General features: G+C 74.8%; 14 protein-coding genes. 4 read left to right on the forward strand and 10 right to left on the reverse strand.

The genetic code is table 11. The annotated features are described in order from the left end of the window. Positions 1-112 precede the first annotated feature (112 nt). The 8 genes from ACH4OA_RS00825 to ACH4OA_RS00860 form a co-directional block, all read right to left on the reverse strand. Entirely contained in the window at positions 113-1,246 is a 1,134-nt protein-coding gene (locus ACH4OA_RS00825) for a GNAT family N-acetyltransferase (RefSeq protein WP_397966932.1), read from the reverse strand. Then, positions 1,243-2,517 carry an ATP-grasp domain-containing protein gene (locus ACH4OA_RS00830; RefSeq protein WP_397966934.1) on the reverse strand — a complete coding sequence of 425 codons (1,275 nt, stop codon included), beginning with the start codon at positions 2,515-2,517 and terminating at the stop codon, positions 1,243-1,245. The genes ACH4OA_RS00825 and ACH4OA_RS00830 overlap by 4 nt, the downstream gene beginning before the upstream one ends. Next, entirely contained in the window at positions 2,507-3,793 is a 1,287-nt protein-coding gene (locus ACH4OA_RS00835; RefSeq protein ID WP_397966937.1) for an MFS transporter, read from the reverse strand. Before ACH4OA_RS00835 ends, ACH4OA_RS00830 begins: the two co-directional genes overlap by 11 nt. Then, positions 3,793-5,160 carry a diaminopimelate decarboxylase family protein gene (locus tag ACH4OA_RS00840; protein ID WP_397945461.1) on the reverse strand — a complete coding sequence of 456 codons (1,368 nt, stop codon included), beginning with the start codon at positions 5,158-5,160 and terminating at the stop codon, positions 3,793-3,795. Before ACH4OA_RS00840 ends, ACH4OA_RS00835 begins: the two co-directional genes overlap by 1 nt. Next, the gene (locus tag ACH4OA_RS00845) at positions 5,157-5,978 is read right to left on the reverse strand and encodes a class I SAM-dependent methyltransferase (protein WP_397966939.1); all 822 of its coding nucleotides are present in this window, start codon (positions 5,976-5,978) and stop codon (positions 5,157-5,159) included. Before ACH4OA_RS00845 ends, ACH4OA_RS00840 begins: the two co-directional genes overlap by 4 nt. A 5-nt stretch (positions 5,979-5,983) precedes the next feature. Then, the gene (locus tag ACH4OA_RS00850) at positions 5,984-6,673 is read right to left on the reverse strand and encodes a 2OG-Fe dioxygenase family protein (RefSeq protein ID WP_397966941.1); all 690 of its coding nucleotides are present in this window, start codon (positions 6,671-6,673) and stop codon (positions 5,984-5,986) included. A gap of 282 nt (positions 6,674-6,955) precedes the next feature. Next, entirely contained in the window at positions 6,956-7,396 is a 441-nt protein-coding gene (locus ACH4OA_RS00855) for a flavin reductase family protein (protein ID WP_365877503.1), read from the reverse strand. 1,277 nt (positions 7,397-8,673) lie between these two features. Then, positions 8,674-9,522, reverse strand: a complete 849-nt coding sequence (locus ACH4OA_RS00860) for a hypothetical protein (RefSeq protein WP_397966942.1) — start codon at positions 9,520-9,522, stop codon at positions 8,674-8,676. Positions 9,523-9,730: 208 nt separating this feature from the next. Between ACH4OA_RS00860 and ACH4OA_RS00865 the strand changes: the two genes are divergently transcribed. From ACH4OA_RS00865 to ACH4OA_RS00875, 3 genes are all read left to right on the forward strand, one after another. After that, positions 9,731-10,474, forward strand: a complete 744-nt coding sequence (locus ACH4OA_RS00865) for a TetR family transcriptional regulator (protein WP_397966943.1) — start codon at positions 9,731-9,733, stop codon at positions 10,472-10,474. A gap of 160 nt (positions 10,475-10,634) precedes the next feature. Then, positions 10,635-11,051, forward strand: coding sequence for a Zn-ribbon domain-containing OB-fold protein (locus tag ACH4OA_RS00870; RefSeq protein WP_397934937.1), 417 nt, complete (start codon positions 10,635-10,637; stop codon positions 11,049-11,051). A gap of 134 nt (positions 11,052-11,185) precedes the next feature. Continuing rightward, positions 11,186-13,942 (forward strand): hypothetical protein, encoded by a 2,757-nt coding sequence (locus ACH4OA_RS00875; RefSeq protein ID WP_397966946.1) that lies wholly within the window; start codon positions 11,186-11,188, stop codon positions 13,940-13,942. Positions 13,943-13,960: 18 nt separating this feature from the next. Here ACH4OA_RS00875 and ACH4OA_RS00880 read toward each other — a convergent pair whose 3' ends face one another. Further along, positions 13,961-14,347: a PPOX class F420-dependent oxidoreductase gene (locus ACH4OA_RS00880; protein WP_397945463.1), complete on the reverse strand. Its 387-nt coding sequence runs from the start codon at positions 14,345-14,347 to the stop codon at positions 13,961-13,963. A gap of 363 nt (positions 14,348-14,710) precedes the next feature. Here ACH4OA_RS00880 and ACH4OA_RS00885 point away from each other — a divergent pair, with 363 nt between their 5' ends. After that, positions 14,711-16,078, forward strand: coding sequence for a S1 family peptidase (locus ACH4OA_RS00885; protein WP_397966948.1), 1,368 nt, complete (start codon positions 14,711-14,713; stop codon positions 16,076-16,078). 94 nt (positions 16,079-16,172) lie between these two features. Here the strand turns inward: ACH4OA_RS00885 and ACH4OA_RS00890 are convergent, their stop codons facing one another. Continuing rightward, entirely contained in the window at positions 16,173-16,358 is a 186-nt protein-coding gene (locus ACH4OA_RS00890) for a hypothetical protein (protein WP_365883817.1), read from the reverse strand. Between the last annotated feature and the right edge of the window lie 37 nt (positions 16,359-16,395).

Here is a 16,395-nt window from a genome sequence, read left to right on the forward strand (position 1 = left end):
GTGCTCGCGGGGAGCACGCGGGCACCGCGCGCGGCGGCCGGGCGGGCCGCCGGGCACATCGGGTGGTACGCCGTTCAGGCGACGGACCGGAAAGGGCCGGCCCGGAGAGTCGTCAGACGGCCAGCTCGGCCAGCCGTCGCGTGAGGTCCTCCCGGCGTGCCTTGACGTAGGCGAACTGCCGTACCGGGGTGCAGCCCCGGGACAGCTTCACCGCGTCCGAGCCGGTGGAGTAGTGGATGTGCGTCAGGCCCTCGGCCATGGCCAGCCGCAGCAGTTCGTAATAGACGAGACCGAAGTACAGCGGCAGCCGCCCCTTCGCCGCGTAGTCGAAGCCGCCCTGGCGGGCGTACAGCTGCCCGCCGTGGGTGAAGGTCAGCACGAAACCGGCCAGCTCACCGTCCAGGTGGGCGGTGGTGACCCGGGCCGCCGCACCGGCGTGGGCGGCCACGCTGCGCAGGACCGCGAGGAAGGCCGCCGCGTCCGCGGGCGTCCCGTGTTTCGCGTACAGGGCCGTCTCCAACGGAGCGATCCGCTCGATGAGTTCCCCGGTGAGCGGCTGGGTCCGGTAGGTGACGCCCGCCTCCGCCAGCACCCGGACCTCCTTGCGGATCTTCACCCGGTGCCGCGACGGGAACCGGGCGAGGTACGTGCCGAAGTCCCCGTCGGCCGGCACCTCCAGGGAGTAGGCCGTCTGCCCGGGCAGGACGGTGTACCGCCTGGACTCCAGCACCCGGCGCAGCAGGGTGTCGTCCTCGTCGACGTACAGGAACGAGACCGCCTCCAGGCCGGCCCGCCACGCCTCGTCCTCCGCCGTCGCGACGAGCCGGCTGACCGCCGCGTGCTGCTCCTCGGGCGGCAGGCCGGCCCGCACCCCGGCCTTGGTGTGCGAGGGGTTGCGGCCGCCGCAGGCCAGCGCGGGCATGAGCGCGCCGGGCCAGTCGGCGGTCTGCCCGGTCAGCCGCTCGTGGATCGAGGCGACGACCCGTCCGGGGGCGCAGAAGACGTACGGGGTGTCCGCCTCCAGCGGGTAGGCGGGCAGAGCCGCCGACGGCTCGCCGTCCCGCAGGGCCGTGAAGTAGTACGGAGGGGTGGCCGCGGTCGCCTGCGCGTGCCGGAGCCACGGGGACGTCGCGTAGAAGCCCCGCGGTCCGAACAGCGCGTCCCAGCGTTCCGTGCCGACGTCCGCCAGGTCCCGGTGCACGGCCACGTCCCACGCGGCGGTGCCCTCGGCCGGGGCGGCTGTCACTGCTCGTCCTCGTCGGCGGCGAAGACCGGGGCGAGCTGGCCGAGCGCGGACTCGGCGCGGCGGACCGCGTCGCCGGTGGTGTCGCCCACGGCGACGACGTACCCGAGCAGGTCCAGGTTGCTCTCGGCGGGCCGCACCCGGTCCCCGGGGCGGACCTCCAGGTCCACGTCCGCCACGCCCGGGACGCGCCGCGCCAGGTCCACGCCCTCGACGCGGGCGAGGATGCCGGTGCGGTGCGCGGCCAGATAGCGGGAGGCGGCGGCGCGGTCGCGCGTGCGGGTGAGGTCGGCGGTCTGCCCGGCGTGCAGCCGGACGACCTCCCGCTGCAGGTAGACGCCCGTCGCCTCGCGTATCAGCTGGGTGATCTCGGCGCCGGGCATGCGCCCGTTGACCTCCACGATCCGCGGTCCCTCGGCGGTCACCTTCACCTCGGCGTGGGCGGCCCCGAAGTCGTGGCCGACCGCGTCCAGGGCGCGCCGGGCCAGGTCGGCGCAGCTCCGGCGGACCGGTTCGGACAGCATCGAGGGGAAGGTGTCGCCCATCTCCACGAAGTGGGGATGGGGGCCGAGTGCCTTGTCGGTGACGCCGAGGATGTGCCGTTCGCCGTCCACGAGGACCGACTCCACGCTGACCTCGAAGCCGATCAGGTACTCCTCGACCAGGACGCCGGGACGGCGCGGCTGGCCGCGGAAGTCGGTGGGGCTCGCGGTCAGGTCGCGGTAGGCCGCGACCACCTCGGCGGGGGTGCGGCACAGGGTGACCCCGATGCTCGCGGACTCCGTCATCGGCTTGACCACGCACGGGTAGCCGAAGCGGTCGGCCGCGGCCAGCGCGTCGGCCTCTCCGGTGGCCTGGCGGTAGTCCGGCACCGCGACACCGGCCGCCCGGCACGCGTCGCGCATCAGCAGCTTGTCCCGGCAGTTCCGGGCCGCCTCGGGGGACAGTCCGGGCAGACCGAAGCGGGCGGCGACCTCGGCGACGATCGGGATGTTGTAGTCGGTGACGGTCATCACCCCGCGCAGCCGGCCCGCGGCGTGGAACGGGGCGAGCGCGGCGACGACCGCGTCGACGGAGTTGGTGTCCGCGGTGACGACCTCGTCGAGGTGCTTGGCGTACACCTCCTCGGCCAGGCTGACCACGCGGTAGCGGTCCGGGTCGTTGCTCACCAGGACGGTGTGGAAGCCCAGTTCGTGGGCTGCCCGCAGCGGGGTCAGGCCGAAGTTCGACAACTGGCTCTCGACGACGGCGAGGACACCGGGTTCAGTGCTCATGGGTGTGCCTTTCGGATTCGGGCGTCGCGCATCGGACGCGGTCTTCTTCGCGGGCCGCGGCGACGGCCTCGGCGATCGGCCGCCGGACCGCCAGGGTGAGGAGCAGCGCGGCACAGGTACACGCGGCGGGCAGGCCGAGGGCCGTGACCGGGCCGGCGCTGTCGGCGACCGCACCGGTGAGCGCAGAGCCCAGCGCGCCGCCCACGGCGATGAAACTGCCCACACCGGCGAACGCCTCCGTCATCCGGTGCCGCGCCGTCAGGTCGCCGATGAGCTGGAACTCCTCGGCGCCGGTGGGGGCCATGGGCAGCCCGCTCAGCGCCAGCAGGGCGCCCAGCAGGAGGAGCGTCCAGACCGTGGGCAGGCCCGCGCGGTGGGCCAGGGCGGCCGACGGCAGCACGGCCAGCGCGAGGGTCAGGACCACCAGGAGCCGTACGTACCGGCGGAAGGTGCTGCCGCCACGGGTCCGGGCGCCGTAGCGCAGACCGCCCACGACGCTGCCCGCGGACTGCAGGGCGACCAGCGATCCGGCCAGTTCGGGGGCGGACCCCTGAGCGCGCAGCATCGCCGTGACGGCCACCGCCAGTGCGCTGGACAGGGCCGCGGTGAGGGCGATCGCGGCGAGCACCGACAGCGCGGCGGCACCGCGCCGGGTGCCGCGGGCCGCCGGGCGGCGGGGCACGGGCGCGCGGCGGCGCACGATGCCCGCCTGCCCGTAGCCCACCGCTCCCGCCGCGAGCAGCACGGCGGTGACCGGCAGCGCGGTGCGGGCCCCGAGGAGCCAGCCGAGCGCGCTGACCACCGACGGGCCCAGCACGAACAGCAGTTCGCTGAGGGTCGACTCGAACGCGTAGGCCCGCTTGCGCAGGTTCTCGTCGTCGGTGAGGTCCTGCCACATCGCCCGCGCCGACGCACCCACCGGAGCCGTGACCAGGCCCGCGCAGCAGGCCACGGCGAACAGGACGCCGGTGGGCGCGCGGGACGCCCCGAGCGCGGCGGCGACCAGCAGCCCGCCGGCCACCGGCCCGGTGATCCGCAGCACGGGTGCCGGCCCGCGCCGGTCCATCAGCCGGCCGATGAACGGTCCGCCCACGGCGCTGCCGAGGGCGTACACCGCTCCGGCACCGCCCGCCACCGCCACGGAGCGGTCCGACTGGACCAGGGCCAGCAGCAGGGCGAGCGGCACCATCGTGCCGGCCAGGCGCGCGAGCGCGGCGGGCACCGCCGCCGCACTCGCGCCGGGGAGCCTCAGCAGCTCGGCGTAACTCCTGAACATCACGACGACTCGGACGGCCGGGCGCCCGGGTCGGCCAGCCGGAACACGTCGGCTCCCGTCTCCGCCCGCCAGACCAGTTCCTCCCGGTCGCCGTCGAGCGCGACCACGGCGGACCTGGTCCGGATGAAGTTGTTGCTCCGGCCGAGCGAGTAGGCGCCCGTGTCGTGCAGGCACAGCAGGTCGCCGGCCCGTATGTCCTCGGGCAGGTCGACGGAGGCGGCGTGGATGTCGTTCTCGTAGCACAGCGGTCCGGCCACCGACCACGCGGCGGTCGTCGGCGCGTAGGCACGGCCGAGCGGCACCAGGCGGTGCACCTCGCCGCTGCCCGTCCAGGGGGCGACGTTGTTGCCGCCGTCCAGGATCAGCCAGCGGGCGTCCGGCAGTTCCTTGCGCGACATCACCCGGGTCACCAGGGCCATCGCATCGGAGACCAGCCAGCGCCCCGGCTCGCAGGCCAGGTCGACGTCGGCCAGGCCCGCCTCCCGCAGCCGCTTGTCCACGTCGGCCAGCAGCGCGGGCACGTCCAGGACCGGCTCCGGGTCCGGCGGCGGGGTGCCGCCCTGCTGACCCCACAGTGCCGTGAGCGGGCCGGTGCGGGGGCGGCGGATGCCCGGGACCCCGAAGCCGCCGCCGATGTTGACCTCGCGCAGCCCGACCGTGCGGTGCAGAGCCGCGGCCTCCCGCAGGATCGGCTCCAGCGCGGCCACCAGCAGCTCCTGGTGCACGATCTGGCTGCTGAGGTGGGCGTGCACCGCGGTCAGCGACAGGTGCGGGCAGGCCGTGATCCGCTCGACGAGACCGGCGAGCTGCGCGGACCCGGCCGGCCAGCCGAAGCGGTTGCGGCGGGCCGCCCGTTCGGCCAGTGCCCGGTACGACGGGTCCGGCGACGTCGACAGCGGCAGCCCCGGGGAGATCCGGATGCCGACCTCGATCCTCCGCCCGGCGGCCGCGGCCAGCCGCTCCAGCGTCTCGATCTCCTGCTCGCCGTCGATGTTGACCCGCACTCCGTGCCGTACGGCCGTCGCCAGCTCTTCCTCGGTCTTCACCGGGCCGTTGAACACGATGGCCTCCGGCGGGAATCCGGCGGCCAGCGCGGCGGCCAGCTCGTAGCCGGAGACCACGTCGGCGCCCATGCCGTGACCGGCGAGCCGCCGGCACAGATAGGGCAGGTAGTTGGTTTTCACCGAGTAGTAGACCCGCGTGGGCCTGCTCAACGAGTCCAGTGCCGCGAGCAGTTCGCGGGCCGCGCGGTCGAGCCGCCCGGCGTCCAGCACCTGCACCGGAGTGCCGTGCCGGCCCGCGATGTCGACCAGCCGGTCGTAGTCCCAGTCCGCGGCGGTCCGGGGGTCCTGTGCGAGGCGGCTCACGACGCGGCCTCCGTCCCGGCCGCGGCGTGCCGCGAGGTCCCCGTCAGCAGCCGGAACCCGGCGTCGATGTGGTCGCGCTCCAGCAGGTCGGCGTAACGGCGGTGCCACGCACCCGAGTCGAGGTCGGCGCGCAGCCGGGCCACGCCGCGCTCGACGGCCGCCGGATCGGTCAGCGCGAACGCCGAGCAGGCCCGCCGGACGGCCGGCTCCAGGTAGGCCGCCGGCCGGCGCCAGAAGGCGGTCATGAAACCGTCCGTGAAGTCGTGCCAGACGGGCAGTTCGGCGACCTCGCAGGGTCCGAGCAGCGTGGTGATCCGCTCCAGGGACGGGACCCGGGACCGCTCGGCGTCGGCGATCTCCGGTACGTAGTCCCGGGTGAACCAGTAGTCGGCCTGGACGTCCATGTCGTAGGTGACGACGGCGAACCGGTCGGCCACACGGAGGAGTTCCGCGATCCCGGCCTCCAGGTCCGACCAGTGGTGGACGGTCAGCACGGCCATGGCCGCGTCGAAGGTCCGGTCGTCGAAGGGCAGGTCCTCGGCGCGGCCCGCCAAGCAGGGGGCACTGCCCGCGGGCCGCTGGGCGCGCATCTCCAGTGAGGGTTCGACGGCGATCACCTGGAGACCCTCCGGCTCGTACGCGCCTGAACCGGCTCCCAGGTTCAGGACCGTACGCGCGTCTTGCAGGGACTCGCGGATCAGCGCGGCCCAGCGCGGGTCGGGGCGGCGGACGGTGGAGTAGCCTACGCCGATGCGGTCATAGACGGCGGCCGTGCCCGAGTCGGCGGCGGGCAGGCTGTCGAGAACGGTGTGGGTCACGGGGCTCACGCCTCACTGTTGCTGGCGAGGACCTCGGCCTCGTACTCCTCGCCGTAGCGCCGGTGCTCCCACGGGTTCACCGCGACCAGCCACACGTCGCGGTAGCCGCCCTCCTCGCTGAGGTGCTCGATGTCGGTCACGTGATGGAACATCGACCGGTCGTCGAAACAGATCGCCTGGCCGTCCTGGAGGGTGGTGGTGAAGAACGGCTCACCACCGCCGAGCGGCATCAACTGCGTTTCGCCGCCGGATATGTTGTGCCGCCGGGTCACGGCGACGATGCCGTAGTGGTGGCCGTCGCGGTGCGGGCCCTCGGGCGCCGCCACTCCCTCCACCTCCGGGGTGGACACGACCCGGCACTGGTGCACGTTCAGCTGCCAGACGGTGCCCTTGTCCAGGTCCAGGGCCTCGGCTCCGGCCGCGATCAGCGGCGTGGGGTCCGTCGTCAGCGGTTCCAGGGTGCGCAGCCGGCCGCCGACCAGGTCGTTGTACTGGCGGGGCTGGGCGAAGTGACGGTGCGGCAGGAGTTCCAGCTTCCACTCGCCGTCGTGGACCAGCCGGAACTGCGAGAAGCGGCGGTAGCGCTGTTCCGAGCCGGTGTACGGGTCGAGCGGGAGGTTCTCGAACTGGGAGAGGGTGTACTCGTCCAGTTCCGGTGTATCGATGATCGCGAAGCCCTGTGCGTTCAAAGCCATGCCTGACTCTCTCCTTCGCGCTCCGGGACCCCGTGCCACAAGCCCCCGAGCTGCACGGATCAGTGATTGCGAAGGACGCTAGCCAGGTGCGGACCGAAGGTAAATGATCTTGCTGGTCGAGCAGCCCCCTCCCCTCTTCGACAAAATGGCGGGTTGACCGGGGATGGCGCGTATGAAAACGGCAGGTGACGCCGAACCCTCTTACTGGTTACGGCATTTGACGGTATGTCGGATGTGAGATGAGCGGTGCCGGAGCCGAGGAGACCGGACCCGGCCGGCCGCTCAGTCCGCCGGGTGGCCCGCCTCGATGGTGGCGGCGGCGGAGAGCCGCAGCAGCGGTCCGTCCCGGCCCTCGCCCCACTCGACCGGGTCGAGCACATGGCCGACGTGGTCGCCGCCGTCGACGCGGTCCAGGACGGTGCCGACGAACCAGGCCGCCACGCCGTCCAGCACGGCGGCGCCGGCGTGTCCCTCCCGCCAGCCGGTCCGCGCGAACTTGTCGGTCTCGTCGCCGGTCTCGCCGCCGAAGAGTTCCGCGAGGTCCCGCTGGTCGCGGGTGAGCAGATGGACGGTGAGGTGCTGCGCGGCCCCGGCGACCCGGTAGGTGCGGTTGGCCTTGGACAGCCAGACGACGAACCGGGGCGGCCGGATGGAGCACTGGGAGGCGAAGCCGACCAGACAGCCGGCGCGCTCGCCGCCCGCCACGGCGGTGACCACGCACATGTCCGGGTCCAGCCGGTCGAAGAAGCCGTCCAGGTCCGGGTCCGGGCGCTTGGAAGGACCGTCCGCGTCCGGCTCGTGCCCCGCGCCGTCCACGGCACCGCCCTCCGTACCGTCCGTATGCCGTGTGCCGCTCTGCTCCGTCATGCGGTCCGCTCCCGTCCGCCGCCGCCCGGCCCGCGCCGGCCGATGCACTGTCCGTCCCGCTTCGGTGTGCCCCGCCTTCCGCCCGCGAATCGTCCCCGGAACGGTCACGGCAGTGCCGTCCGCGTCGGTCCCGCCCGCCAAGGCGGCACCGGACCCCTCTGCCCGCTCCCGCGCCCGCGGTCCGACCGGCACGGCGGAAGCCGGCCGGCGGATCACGGTCCGGCCCGGCCGAGCGGCCATCGCCGGGACGGTCACGGCGGCGCCGACCGCGCCAGTCCTGCCCGCCAAGGCGACACCGGCCCTCTGCCGACTCCCGCGCCCGGCGGTCCGACCGGCACGGCGGAAGCCGGCCAGCGGATCACGGTCCGGCCGGACCGAGCGGCCATCGCCGGGACGCTCACGGCAGCGCCGACCGCGCCGAACACCCCCGCCAAGGCGACACCGGACCAGCGCCAGCCCCCGCGTCCCGCGGTGCCAGGGCCAGGCCGGTGGCCGGCCGACGGATCACAGTCGGGCCAGGCCGAGCGGCCATCGCCGGGACGGTCACGGCGGCGCGCACCGCGCCGGTCCCGCCCGCCAAGGCGACACCGGCCCTCTGCCGACTCCCGCGCCCGGCGGTCCGACCGGCACGGCGGAAGCCGGCCGGCGGATCACGGTCCGGCCGGACCGAGCGGCCATAGCCGGGACGCTCACGGCAGCGCCGACCGCGCCGAACACCCCCGCCAAGGCGACACCGGGCCCCGCTCGCTGCCGCGCCCGGCGTCCGACGGCCACGGCTGAGATCGACCGCGGATCACGACCCGGCCCGGCCGAGCGGGCGCCGCCGGGACGGTCACAGCGGCACCGTCCACGCCGGGCCCGCCCAGGCGACACCGAGCCCCCGCCGCTCCCGCGTCCCGCGTCCGACGGCCACGGCTGAGGCCGACCGCGGATCACGGCCCCGCCCGGCCGAGCGGACGCCGCCGGGACGGTCACGGCAGTCATCCCCGCCCCGGCCGCACCGAATCCGCACCGAACCCGCGTCGGCCCCCGCGTCCGGCCGTCCGACCGGTACGGCGGGAGCCGGCCGGCAGATCACGGGCCGGCCGGACCGAGCGGCCATCGCCGGGACCGTCTCGGCGGCCGGCTGCCGGTCACGGGCCGGTCGGGGCGGGGGCTCCCTCTGCGAATCGGCTCAGGGATGCCGTGAACGCGGCGACGAAAGCGTCTCTGGTGTCCTCCGGCAGCGCGTCCAGGGACAGGTAGGGGTTCAGGTCCTCCAGTTCGACCAGCAGGAGGCTGCCGTCGGGGGCGCGGCAGGCGTCGACGCGCTGGATGCCGTAGCCGAGGGCGTTCCAGTCGATGAAGCGGCGGGCGAACTCCAGGTCGGCGGCGGTGGCCGCGTACGGCTTCAGCTCCCAGCGGCGGACGGGGTCGGGGGCGTACAGGGCGTACTGGAAGTCGTCGTCGACGAAGTAGAAGGACACCTCGTAGGCGAAGTCGACGCGGGGCTGGACCAGGACGTCGCCGGCGGCGAAGCCGGCGAGCCGGCCGGCCGGGACGATCCGCAGGCCGAGGGAGTCCGCGCCCTGCTTCGGCTTGACCACATAGCGCTCGGCGGCCGGCAGCAGGTGCGCGTCCTCGACGCGGCCGACGGTCGGGATCACGGGGCAGCCGGCGGCGGTCAGGTCGAGCAGGTACTGCTTGCCGGCCATGTCCGCCTTCCCGGTGAGCGGGTTGTACACGCGGGCGCCGGTGGCGAGCGCGCGGGCGCGGAAGGCGTCGTACTCCTTCTGATAGCCGAGGACGGGCCCGCTGTTGCGTACGACGACGGCGTCGAAGGCGTCCATCAGGGCCACCGCGTCCGCCGGATGACACAGGACCAGGTCGAAGCGGTCGCGCAGCCGGGAGGCCAGGTGGACGTCCTCGTCGCCGTAGCGGCGCCCGCGGGCCCGGTACGCCAGGTCGGTGACGTACAGCAGGCGGGGACGGGCGTCGGGCATGCGGGCTCCTCGGGAAGTGGTCCGGCAGCGGAGTGCTCCGGCGACGGTGCAGAGACGGTGCAGAAAGGTTACGCCGCAGGTTACGGCGCCCTTCGTCCACCCCGGGTACGCCCGGCGGGCGCGGCCGGACAGCACTCGGTTCCCCCGTGACACCCTTCGCGCTGCACCGAGTGCCAGGCGACGGGTCCGGGTGCTACGTTCCTCGTCCATGAGCTCCAGCAGCACGGCGCCGGCCGCCCGGCCGCCGATCCGGGACGCCCTGGTGGCGGCGGCCTTCCGGCTCTTCCTGGACCGCGGGTACGAGCAGACCACCGTGGACGACATCGTGGCCCTGGCCGGGGTCGGCCGGCGTTCGTTCTTCCGTTACTTCCCCTCCAAGGAGGACGTGGTCTTCCCCGATCACGAGGGCTGTCTGGCCGAGATGACCGCGTTCCTCGCGGCGAGCGGCCCGGAGCACGAGCCGGTGCGCCGGGTGTGCGACGCGGCCCGGCTGGTGCTGCGGATGTACGCCGAGAACCCGGCCTTCTCCGTGCAGCGCTACCGCATCACCCGCCGGGTGCCGGGGCTGCGCGCCCACGAACTGTCGGTGGTGCGGCGCTACGAGCGCGCGCTCGCCGCGTACCTGCGCGACCGGTTCGCGGGCCGGCCCGACGGGACGCTGCGCGCCGACGTGATCGCGGCCGCGGTGGTCGCCGCGCACAACAACGCGCTGCGCTCCTGGCTGCGTGCGGACGGCGCGGGTGATCCGGGCGCGGCCGTGGACCACGCGCTGGACCATGTGCAGCGGACCTACGCGCGGACGGCGGACGCCCCGGCGGCCGCCGTCTGGGCCGGACCGGACGGCTCCGGCGCGGCGGGCCGGGACGAGGACGTGGTGGTGCTGGTCTCCCGCCGGGACGCCCCGCTGTGGCGGGTGGTGCGGGAGCTGGAGTCGGTGCTGGACCGCTCCTGACCCGGCGCATCGGCCTGATTTCGGGGTACGGAGTGCCTTTACGCGTGACACTCAGTGCCATAACCTGTCGGCGTGCACGGTGGCACGGCAACCGCGCACACGTGTGCCCGGCCCCCCACGGGCATGCGGGATTCCGGCCGAGTGCAGGGAGTTGACCAGCGTGTACCACCACTCAGCAAGCGCCTCGCAGCCGGCGGCCGGGTCCGCGACGGGTGTTCTCGAACCCACCGCCACGGACTCGCGGGACGCCCTCCTCTTCCAGCGCTGCACCTGGTGCGGCACCGCGACGTACCACCGGCTGCTGTGCCCGGTGTGCCAGGGCAGCGAGCTGCGCACGGAACGCAGTGAGGGCGTCGGCACGGTCCGCCACTCCACCGTGGTGCACCGCAACACCCCGGCGGCGCGCAATGTGTCGCTGATCGAGATGGCCGAGGGATTCGTCGTCCGCGGCCGGGTGATGGGCCCGCCGGTCGGGATCCACAGCGGCGACCGGGTGCGGCTGTCCACCGCCCAGGACCCGGTGCGCGGCGAACCGGTCTTCCAGTTGCTGGACGAGCCGTACCGGGCCTGGACCTGATCGCCGCCCGCACGACGGTGTGACACATCACCTGCCGTGCACAGGCAACCCACAGCCTTCGCTTTCCATCCTCCGGGAGCGAGGGACGCCCGGTACCGCCGGGACGTCCGAGGGACGGGGTTCGAGGAGGAACAGTGGTCCGTGCCCGGCGCATATGGGTGGCCGCCGCCGCGTTGCTCGCGGTGGCGGGGGCATCCCCGGGAGTGGCTGTCGCCGATTCCCGGCCAGCCGCGGGATCAGGCACCTTGGCGGACGACCCGCCGTTGCCGCCGGGCTGGCGGCTGGCCGGTGACGGTTCGGCACCGCACCTGGTGTGGCGGTCGGGCCGGGCGGTGCCGATGGGTGACGCACGGGTCGAATTCCGTTCCGGCGGACGGCTGTTGGGCGTGCCGCGGCCGAGCGCCGACGGGCACACCTTCCGGCTGCCGCTGGACGGCCCCGGGGCGAAGCGGCTGCGTGATCTGCAAGTCTGGTCCGGCGGGCGGCGGTTGGACGCGCGCCAGACGCAGGACACCGCGCCGGCGGCCCGGCCGCCGGCCCCGCTGCCGGCGAACGGCGTGGACCCGGGCAAGCCCGGCGCCTACCGCACCAGGACCGGCGAGTACGCGCTGAAGTCGGTGCGCCTGCCGGGTCTGCCGGCGCCGGTGGAGATGCGCGCGGTGGTCGTCGCGCCGGTCGGCGCGACCGGCAGGCGCCCGCTGGCGCTGTTCCTGCACGGCCGCCACTACACCTGTTACAAGGGAGCGGACATCACCGGCGACTGGCCCTGCGCGGCCGGCAGCAAGCCGGTGCCCAGCCACCGCGGCTATCTGCGGGACCAGCGGCTGCTCGCCTCCCAGGGCTATGTCACGGTGTCGGTCTCCGCGAACGGCGTCAACGGCCAGGACTACGCGGCCGAGGACGGCGGCGCACAGGCCCGGTCGTCACTGGTGCGGCTGCACCTGGCCCGCTGGGCCGGCTGGGCCGCCCACCCCGAGACCGCGCCGAAGGTGGTCCGCGAGGCACCGCGCGCCGATCTGTCGAAGGTGCTGCTGGTCGGGCACTCCCGGGGCGGCGAGGGCGTCAACCGGGCCGCGCTGGACAGCCTGGCCCCGCCCCCCGCCGACCAGGACGGCTACCACGGCCCGGTGCGCTGGACGATCAAGGGCACCGTCCTCATCGGCCCCACCGTCTTCGGCCAGAACCCGGTGCCGGACGTGCCGTCGGTGTCCGTCCTGCCGGGCTGTGACGGCGATGTCTCCGACCTCCAGGGCGAGGTGTACGTCGACGGCACCCGCGGGGTCGGCAAGGGCACCGCGCTGCACAGCGCGGTGTACGTGATCGGCGCCGACCACAACTTCTTCAACTCGGAGTGGACGCCGGGCCAGGCCGCGGCCCCCGCCGAGGACGACTTCTCCGACGACCCGCACCACCCCGACCCGGTGTGCGGCAAGCGGGCCGCGACCCGGCTGACCGCCAACCAGCAGCACCGGGCCGGAGCCACCTACATCGCCGCCGCCGCGCGGCTGTTCCTGGCCGGCGACGACCGGGTGCGGCCGCTGCTGGACGGTTCCGGCAAGCGGGCACCGTCCGCGGATCCGGCGCGGGTGCTGAGCCACGCGGTGGGCGCCCGCCGGGGCGCCGGCTTCCTGCCGGACGGCGCGGTGTCGGTGACCGGCGGCAGGCTGTGCGCCGCGGTCGACCCGAGCCCGGCCAAGAGCTGCCTGGGGCCGGACACCAAGGGCACCTCGCCGCACTTCGCGCAGTGGGAGACCGAGCGGGAGACCGGCCGGCGCGCGGTCGCACTGCGCTGGACGCGCACCGGCGCTCCGGTCCGGGTGACCCCGCGCGAACCGGTGTCGCTGACGGGTTCCTCGGCGCTGGCGCTGCGGATGTTCGTGCCGCCGAACACGCGGGGCGCGCGGTTCGACGTGTCCCTGACCGACACCTCCGGCAAGAAGGCCAGGCTGGGCCGGATCACGCTGGACGGACTGCCCGGCAGTGAGCGGACCGCCTCCTACTGGGCCCGGGAGGTCCGGGTGCCGCTGTCGCCGGCCGGCCGCGCCGGACTGAAGCTGGGTTCGGTCAAGTCCATGGAACTGACGTCGCGTTCGGCGTCCGGGCGGGCCTGGCTCATGGACGCCTGGGGCTGGCGGCCCGGGACGCCCGCGGTGCGCGCGGAGGCGCTGCCGCGGGTGGACGTCGGCCGGACGACCGTGGACGAGGGCGACTCGGGCACGCGCACCTACCGGGTCCCGGTGCAGGTGACGGGCCGGGGCGGCAGCGGCCGGGTCCGGGTGTACGTCCTGGACCCGGCGACCGGGCGGACCACGGACCGGCTGGTGACGGTGCGTCCGGGCGGCCAGGACATCGACGTGCCGGTCCAGGTGACGGGCAACACCCGCTACGGCACCGACGTGTCGCACGACGTGCTGGTCAAGGCGGTCCGGGGCGCGCGGGTCGGCTCCTACCGGGGCGGGGTCACCGTGCACGACGACGACCCGGCGCCCACGATGACCGTCACGCCCGTGGCCGGCAAGGTGACCGAGGGGAAGACGCTCACCTGGCGCCTGTCGCTGTCGGAGCCGGTGGACGTCGACCTCGGCGCCCTGTTCGAGGTCGCGCCGGCCACCGCTCCGGAGCTGTCCACCAAGGACGTGCCGGCCGGCTGGCTGAAGGACATGACCGGGGAGAAGCCCGATCCCGAGCGTGCCCTGTCCAAGCTGTCCGGGCTCTACCTGTGGGCGGACATCCCGGCCGGCCGCACCAGCGCGGACATCACCGTGCCCACGGTCAAGGACCGGGTCCGGGAGGCCACGGAGTCGGTGCGGTTCCGGCAGACCGACCTGGGCACCGGCGAACCGCAGGCCGGCGGGCTGGAGCTGACGGGTTCGGTGCTGGACGCGTCGTAGGACACCCCCGGGTGGCCCTCACGGTCCGAGGGTCACCCGGATGCCGACCGTGCCGGCCTTGCCGCGGCGGAGCCGGCTGCCCAGCAGGCTGAGCCGGCCGAGGACGCCGTACTTACGGGCGATCAGCTTGCGGTAACGGGCGGTGGTGGCCGCGTCGGTGATCTCGGCGGTGGCGGGCCGCTGATCGCCGGTCGGGTTGCCGCGCAGGTCACACGGGCCGACGAGGACGTCGGGGCGGCGCCGGACCCGCTTGACCTTCCCGCTGCCGGCGGCGGTCCACACCCCGAGGCGGTCGCCGTCCCGGACCACCCACACCGGGGTGGCGACGGGCGTGCCGTTCCTGCGGTAGCTGGTCAGCAGCAGATACTTGCCGGAACCGAGCCGGTCGAGCCGCGTGTCGTCCATGTCCGCAGTGTAAGGGCCGGTCACATTCCAGGTCGGGCCGTGAAGATCGGCTCGGCCGTCTGGATTTCCTAGCGCACGGTGTACCTCCCGTCAGGCATCCCTCAGGCACAGGAGCTGACTCACGTGACCGACAACCCGGCAGCCGCCGGCGACCGCTCGCGGTGGCGGCCCGGGCCGGACGCCGGGGCCGCGCCGGAGGAGGTCGCCATGTTCGGCGGGGTGGCCCGCAAGAACTGAGCGGCCGGCGCCGGTGAACACCCGTGCCGCGCACGCCGTATGGAGGAGCGGGCCGTCGACGTACCGGGGGCCCCGCGGTGCCCGGTGCGGGCACCGCGCGGTCGGGTTCGGCTTCGGGAGCCTTCCATGCGGCACGCACGACGACGGGTCGTCCGGCGAGTGACACGGCTGGCGGCGGCCGGCGGACTCCTCCTGGGGAGCGCCATGACCGCCCAGGCGGCCCTCGCGCGTGCGCCTGCGCCGGCCGTCGCCGGTGTCCTGCGCGCCCCGGACGGCACCGGCGCCGCGCTGGTGGCGCGGCTGGGCACCGCCCGTACGGCGGGCAGCTGGCTCGGCGCCGACGGGCGTCCGGTCGTGGCGGTGACCGACGCGGCGGCGGCGCGGGCGGTGCGCCGGGCCGGGGCCGGCGCGCGGATCGTGACGCACAGCATGGACGAGCTGAAGTCGGCGGCGGCGGCGCTGCGTTCGGCGCCGCGGGTGCCGGGCACGGCCTGGGCGGTGGACTACCGCGCCAACCGGGTCGTGGTCCGCGCCGACCCCACGGTGTCCGCCGGGGACTGGTCCCGGCTGAGCCGGGTCGCGGGCCGGATCGGCTCCTTCGTGCACATGGAACGGACGAACGGCGCGTTCACCACGCGGCTGAACGGCGCGCAGCCCATCCTGTCGGCCGGCGGGCGCTGCTCGGCCGGGTTCAACGTCACCGACGGGCGCTCCGACTTCATCCTCACGGCCGGGCACTGCGGGGACACCGGGGCCGCCTGGTTCGCCGGCGGCCAGGGCGGCCCGCCGCTCGGCACCACCGTGAACAGCTCTTTCCCGGGCGGGGACTTCTCGCTCGTGCGGTACGCCGGCGGCACCGCGGGCGCGGGCGCCGACGTGGTGGCGGTGGGCGGCGGCAAGGGCGTGCGGATCACCGGGGCGGCCGATCCGGCGGTCGGGCAGCGGGTGTTCCGCAGCGGCAGCACCAGCGGGCTGCACGACGGCCGGGTCACCGCGCTGGACGCGACCGTCAACTACCCGGAGGGCACGGTCACCGGGCTGATCGAGACCACGGTGTGCGCCGAACCGGGCGACAGCGGCGGCCCGTTGTTCTCCGAGGGCGTGGCGCTGGGCGTCACCTCGGGCGGCAACGGGGACTGCGCGGCGGGCGGGACGACGTTCTTCCAGCCGGTGACCAAGGCGCTGTCGGCGCTCGGGGTCCGGCTGATCGTGCCGGGTCCCGCCGCGGGCGGCGCCCGGGAAGGCTCGCCCGCGCGGTCGGCCCCGGCGGACCAGGGCGCGCGGGCGCCCGGCACGGCCTCGCCGGGTTCCTCTGCGCCGGTGACGGGCGGGCCGGGCGGCACCCCGCTGGCCCGGCTGGTCGACACCCGGAACGTCGGGCCGGGACTGCTGGTGGTCGCGGGCAGTCTGATCGCGCTGGTCGCCACCCGGTACCTGCGGGCCGAGCAGGACCGCAAGGCCTACCGGCGGCACTATTCGGCGACCTGGGGCTGACCGGGCGCCGGGGCGCGGCGGGGAGGACGAGAAGAGGACACCCGTGCGGTGACACGGGTGCCCTCCACGGTACGGCGTGGTGCGCGCGGGCCGGTCAGGCTGCCCGGTGCGACCGCGGGGCCGCGGCGGCCCACTCCAGCACGAGGCGCTGATACTCCGCGCGCTGCTCGGTGGTCAGAGTCCCGCCCGACCGGCGCCACAGGGCCCGGATCTCCTCGTTGACCTCCGCGGCCGATCGCTCGGAGACGGGTTCAACAGTGGTGGACATGCTGTGAAGCATATGCCGAGCGACGTGAAGGCGATGTGAGTAAGTACCC

Source organism: Streptomyces sp. NPDC017095 (assembly GCF_044332325.1).
Lineage (GTDB): Bacteria > Actinomycetota > Actinomycetes > Streptomycetales > Streptomycetaceae > Streptomyces.

What these genes read in the sequence shown, in the direction of transcription:
- ACH4OA_RS00885 (WP_397966948.1), top strand. Translation starts at nt 14,711, where the DNA reads ATGCGGCACGCACGACGACGGGTCGTCCGGCGAGTGACACGGCTGGCG.
- ACH4OA_RS00860 (WP_397966942.1), bottom strand. Translation starts at nt 9,522, where the DNA reads ATGCCCGACGCCCGTCCCCGCCTGCTGTACGTCACCGACCTGGCGTAC.
- ACH4OA_RS00890 (WP_365883817.1), bottom strand. Translation starts at nt 16,358, where the DNA reads ATGCTTCACAGCATGTCCACCACTGTTGAACCCGTCTCCGAGCGATCG.
- ACH4OA_RS00855 (WP_365877503.1), bottom strand. Translation starts at nt 7,396, where the DNA reads ATGTGCGTGGTCACCGCCGTGGCGGGCGGCGAGCGCGCCGGCTGTCTG.
- ACH4OA_RS00850 (WP_397966941.1), bottom strand. Translation starts at nt 6,673, where the DNA reads ATGGCTTTGAACGCACAGGGCTTCGCGATCATCGATACACCGGAACTG.
- ACH4OA_RS00880 (WP_397945463.1), bottom strand. Translation starts at nt 14,347, where the DNA reads ATGGACGACACGCGGCTCGACCGGCTCGGTTCCGGCAAGTATCTGCTG.
- ACH4OA_RS00865 (WP_397966943.1), top strand. Translation starts at nt 9,731, where the DNA reads ATGAGCTCCAGCAGCACGGCGCCGGCCGCCCGGCCGCCGATCCGGGAC.
- ACH4OA_RS00830 (WP_397966934.1), bottom strand. Translation starts at nt 2,517, where the DNA reads ATGAGCACTGAACCCGGTGTCCTCGCCGTCGTCGAGAGCCAGTTGTCG.
- ACH4OA_RS00835 (WP_397966937.1), bottom strand. Translation starts at nt 3,793, where the DNA reads ATGTTCAGGAGTTACGCCGAGCTGCTGAGGCTCCCCGGCGCGAGTGCG.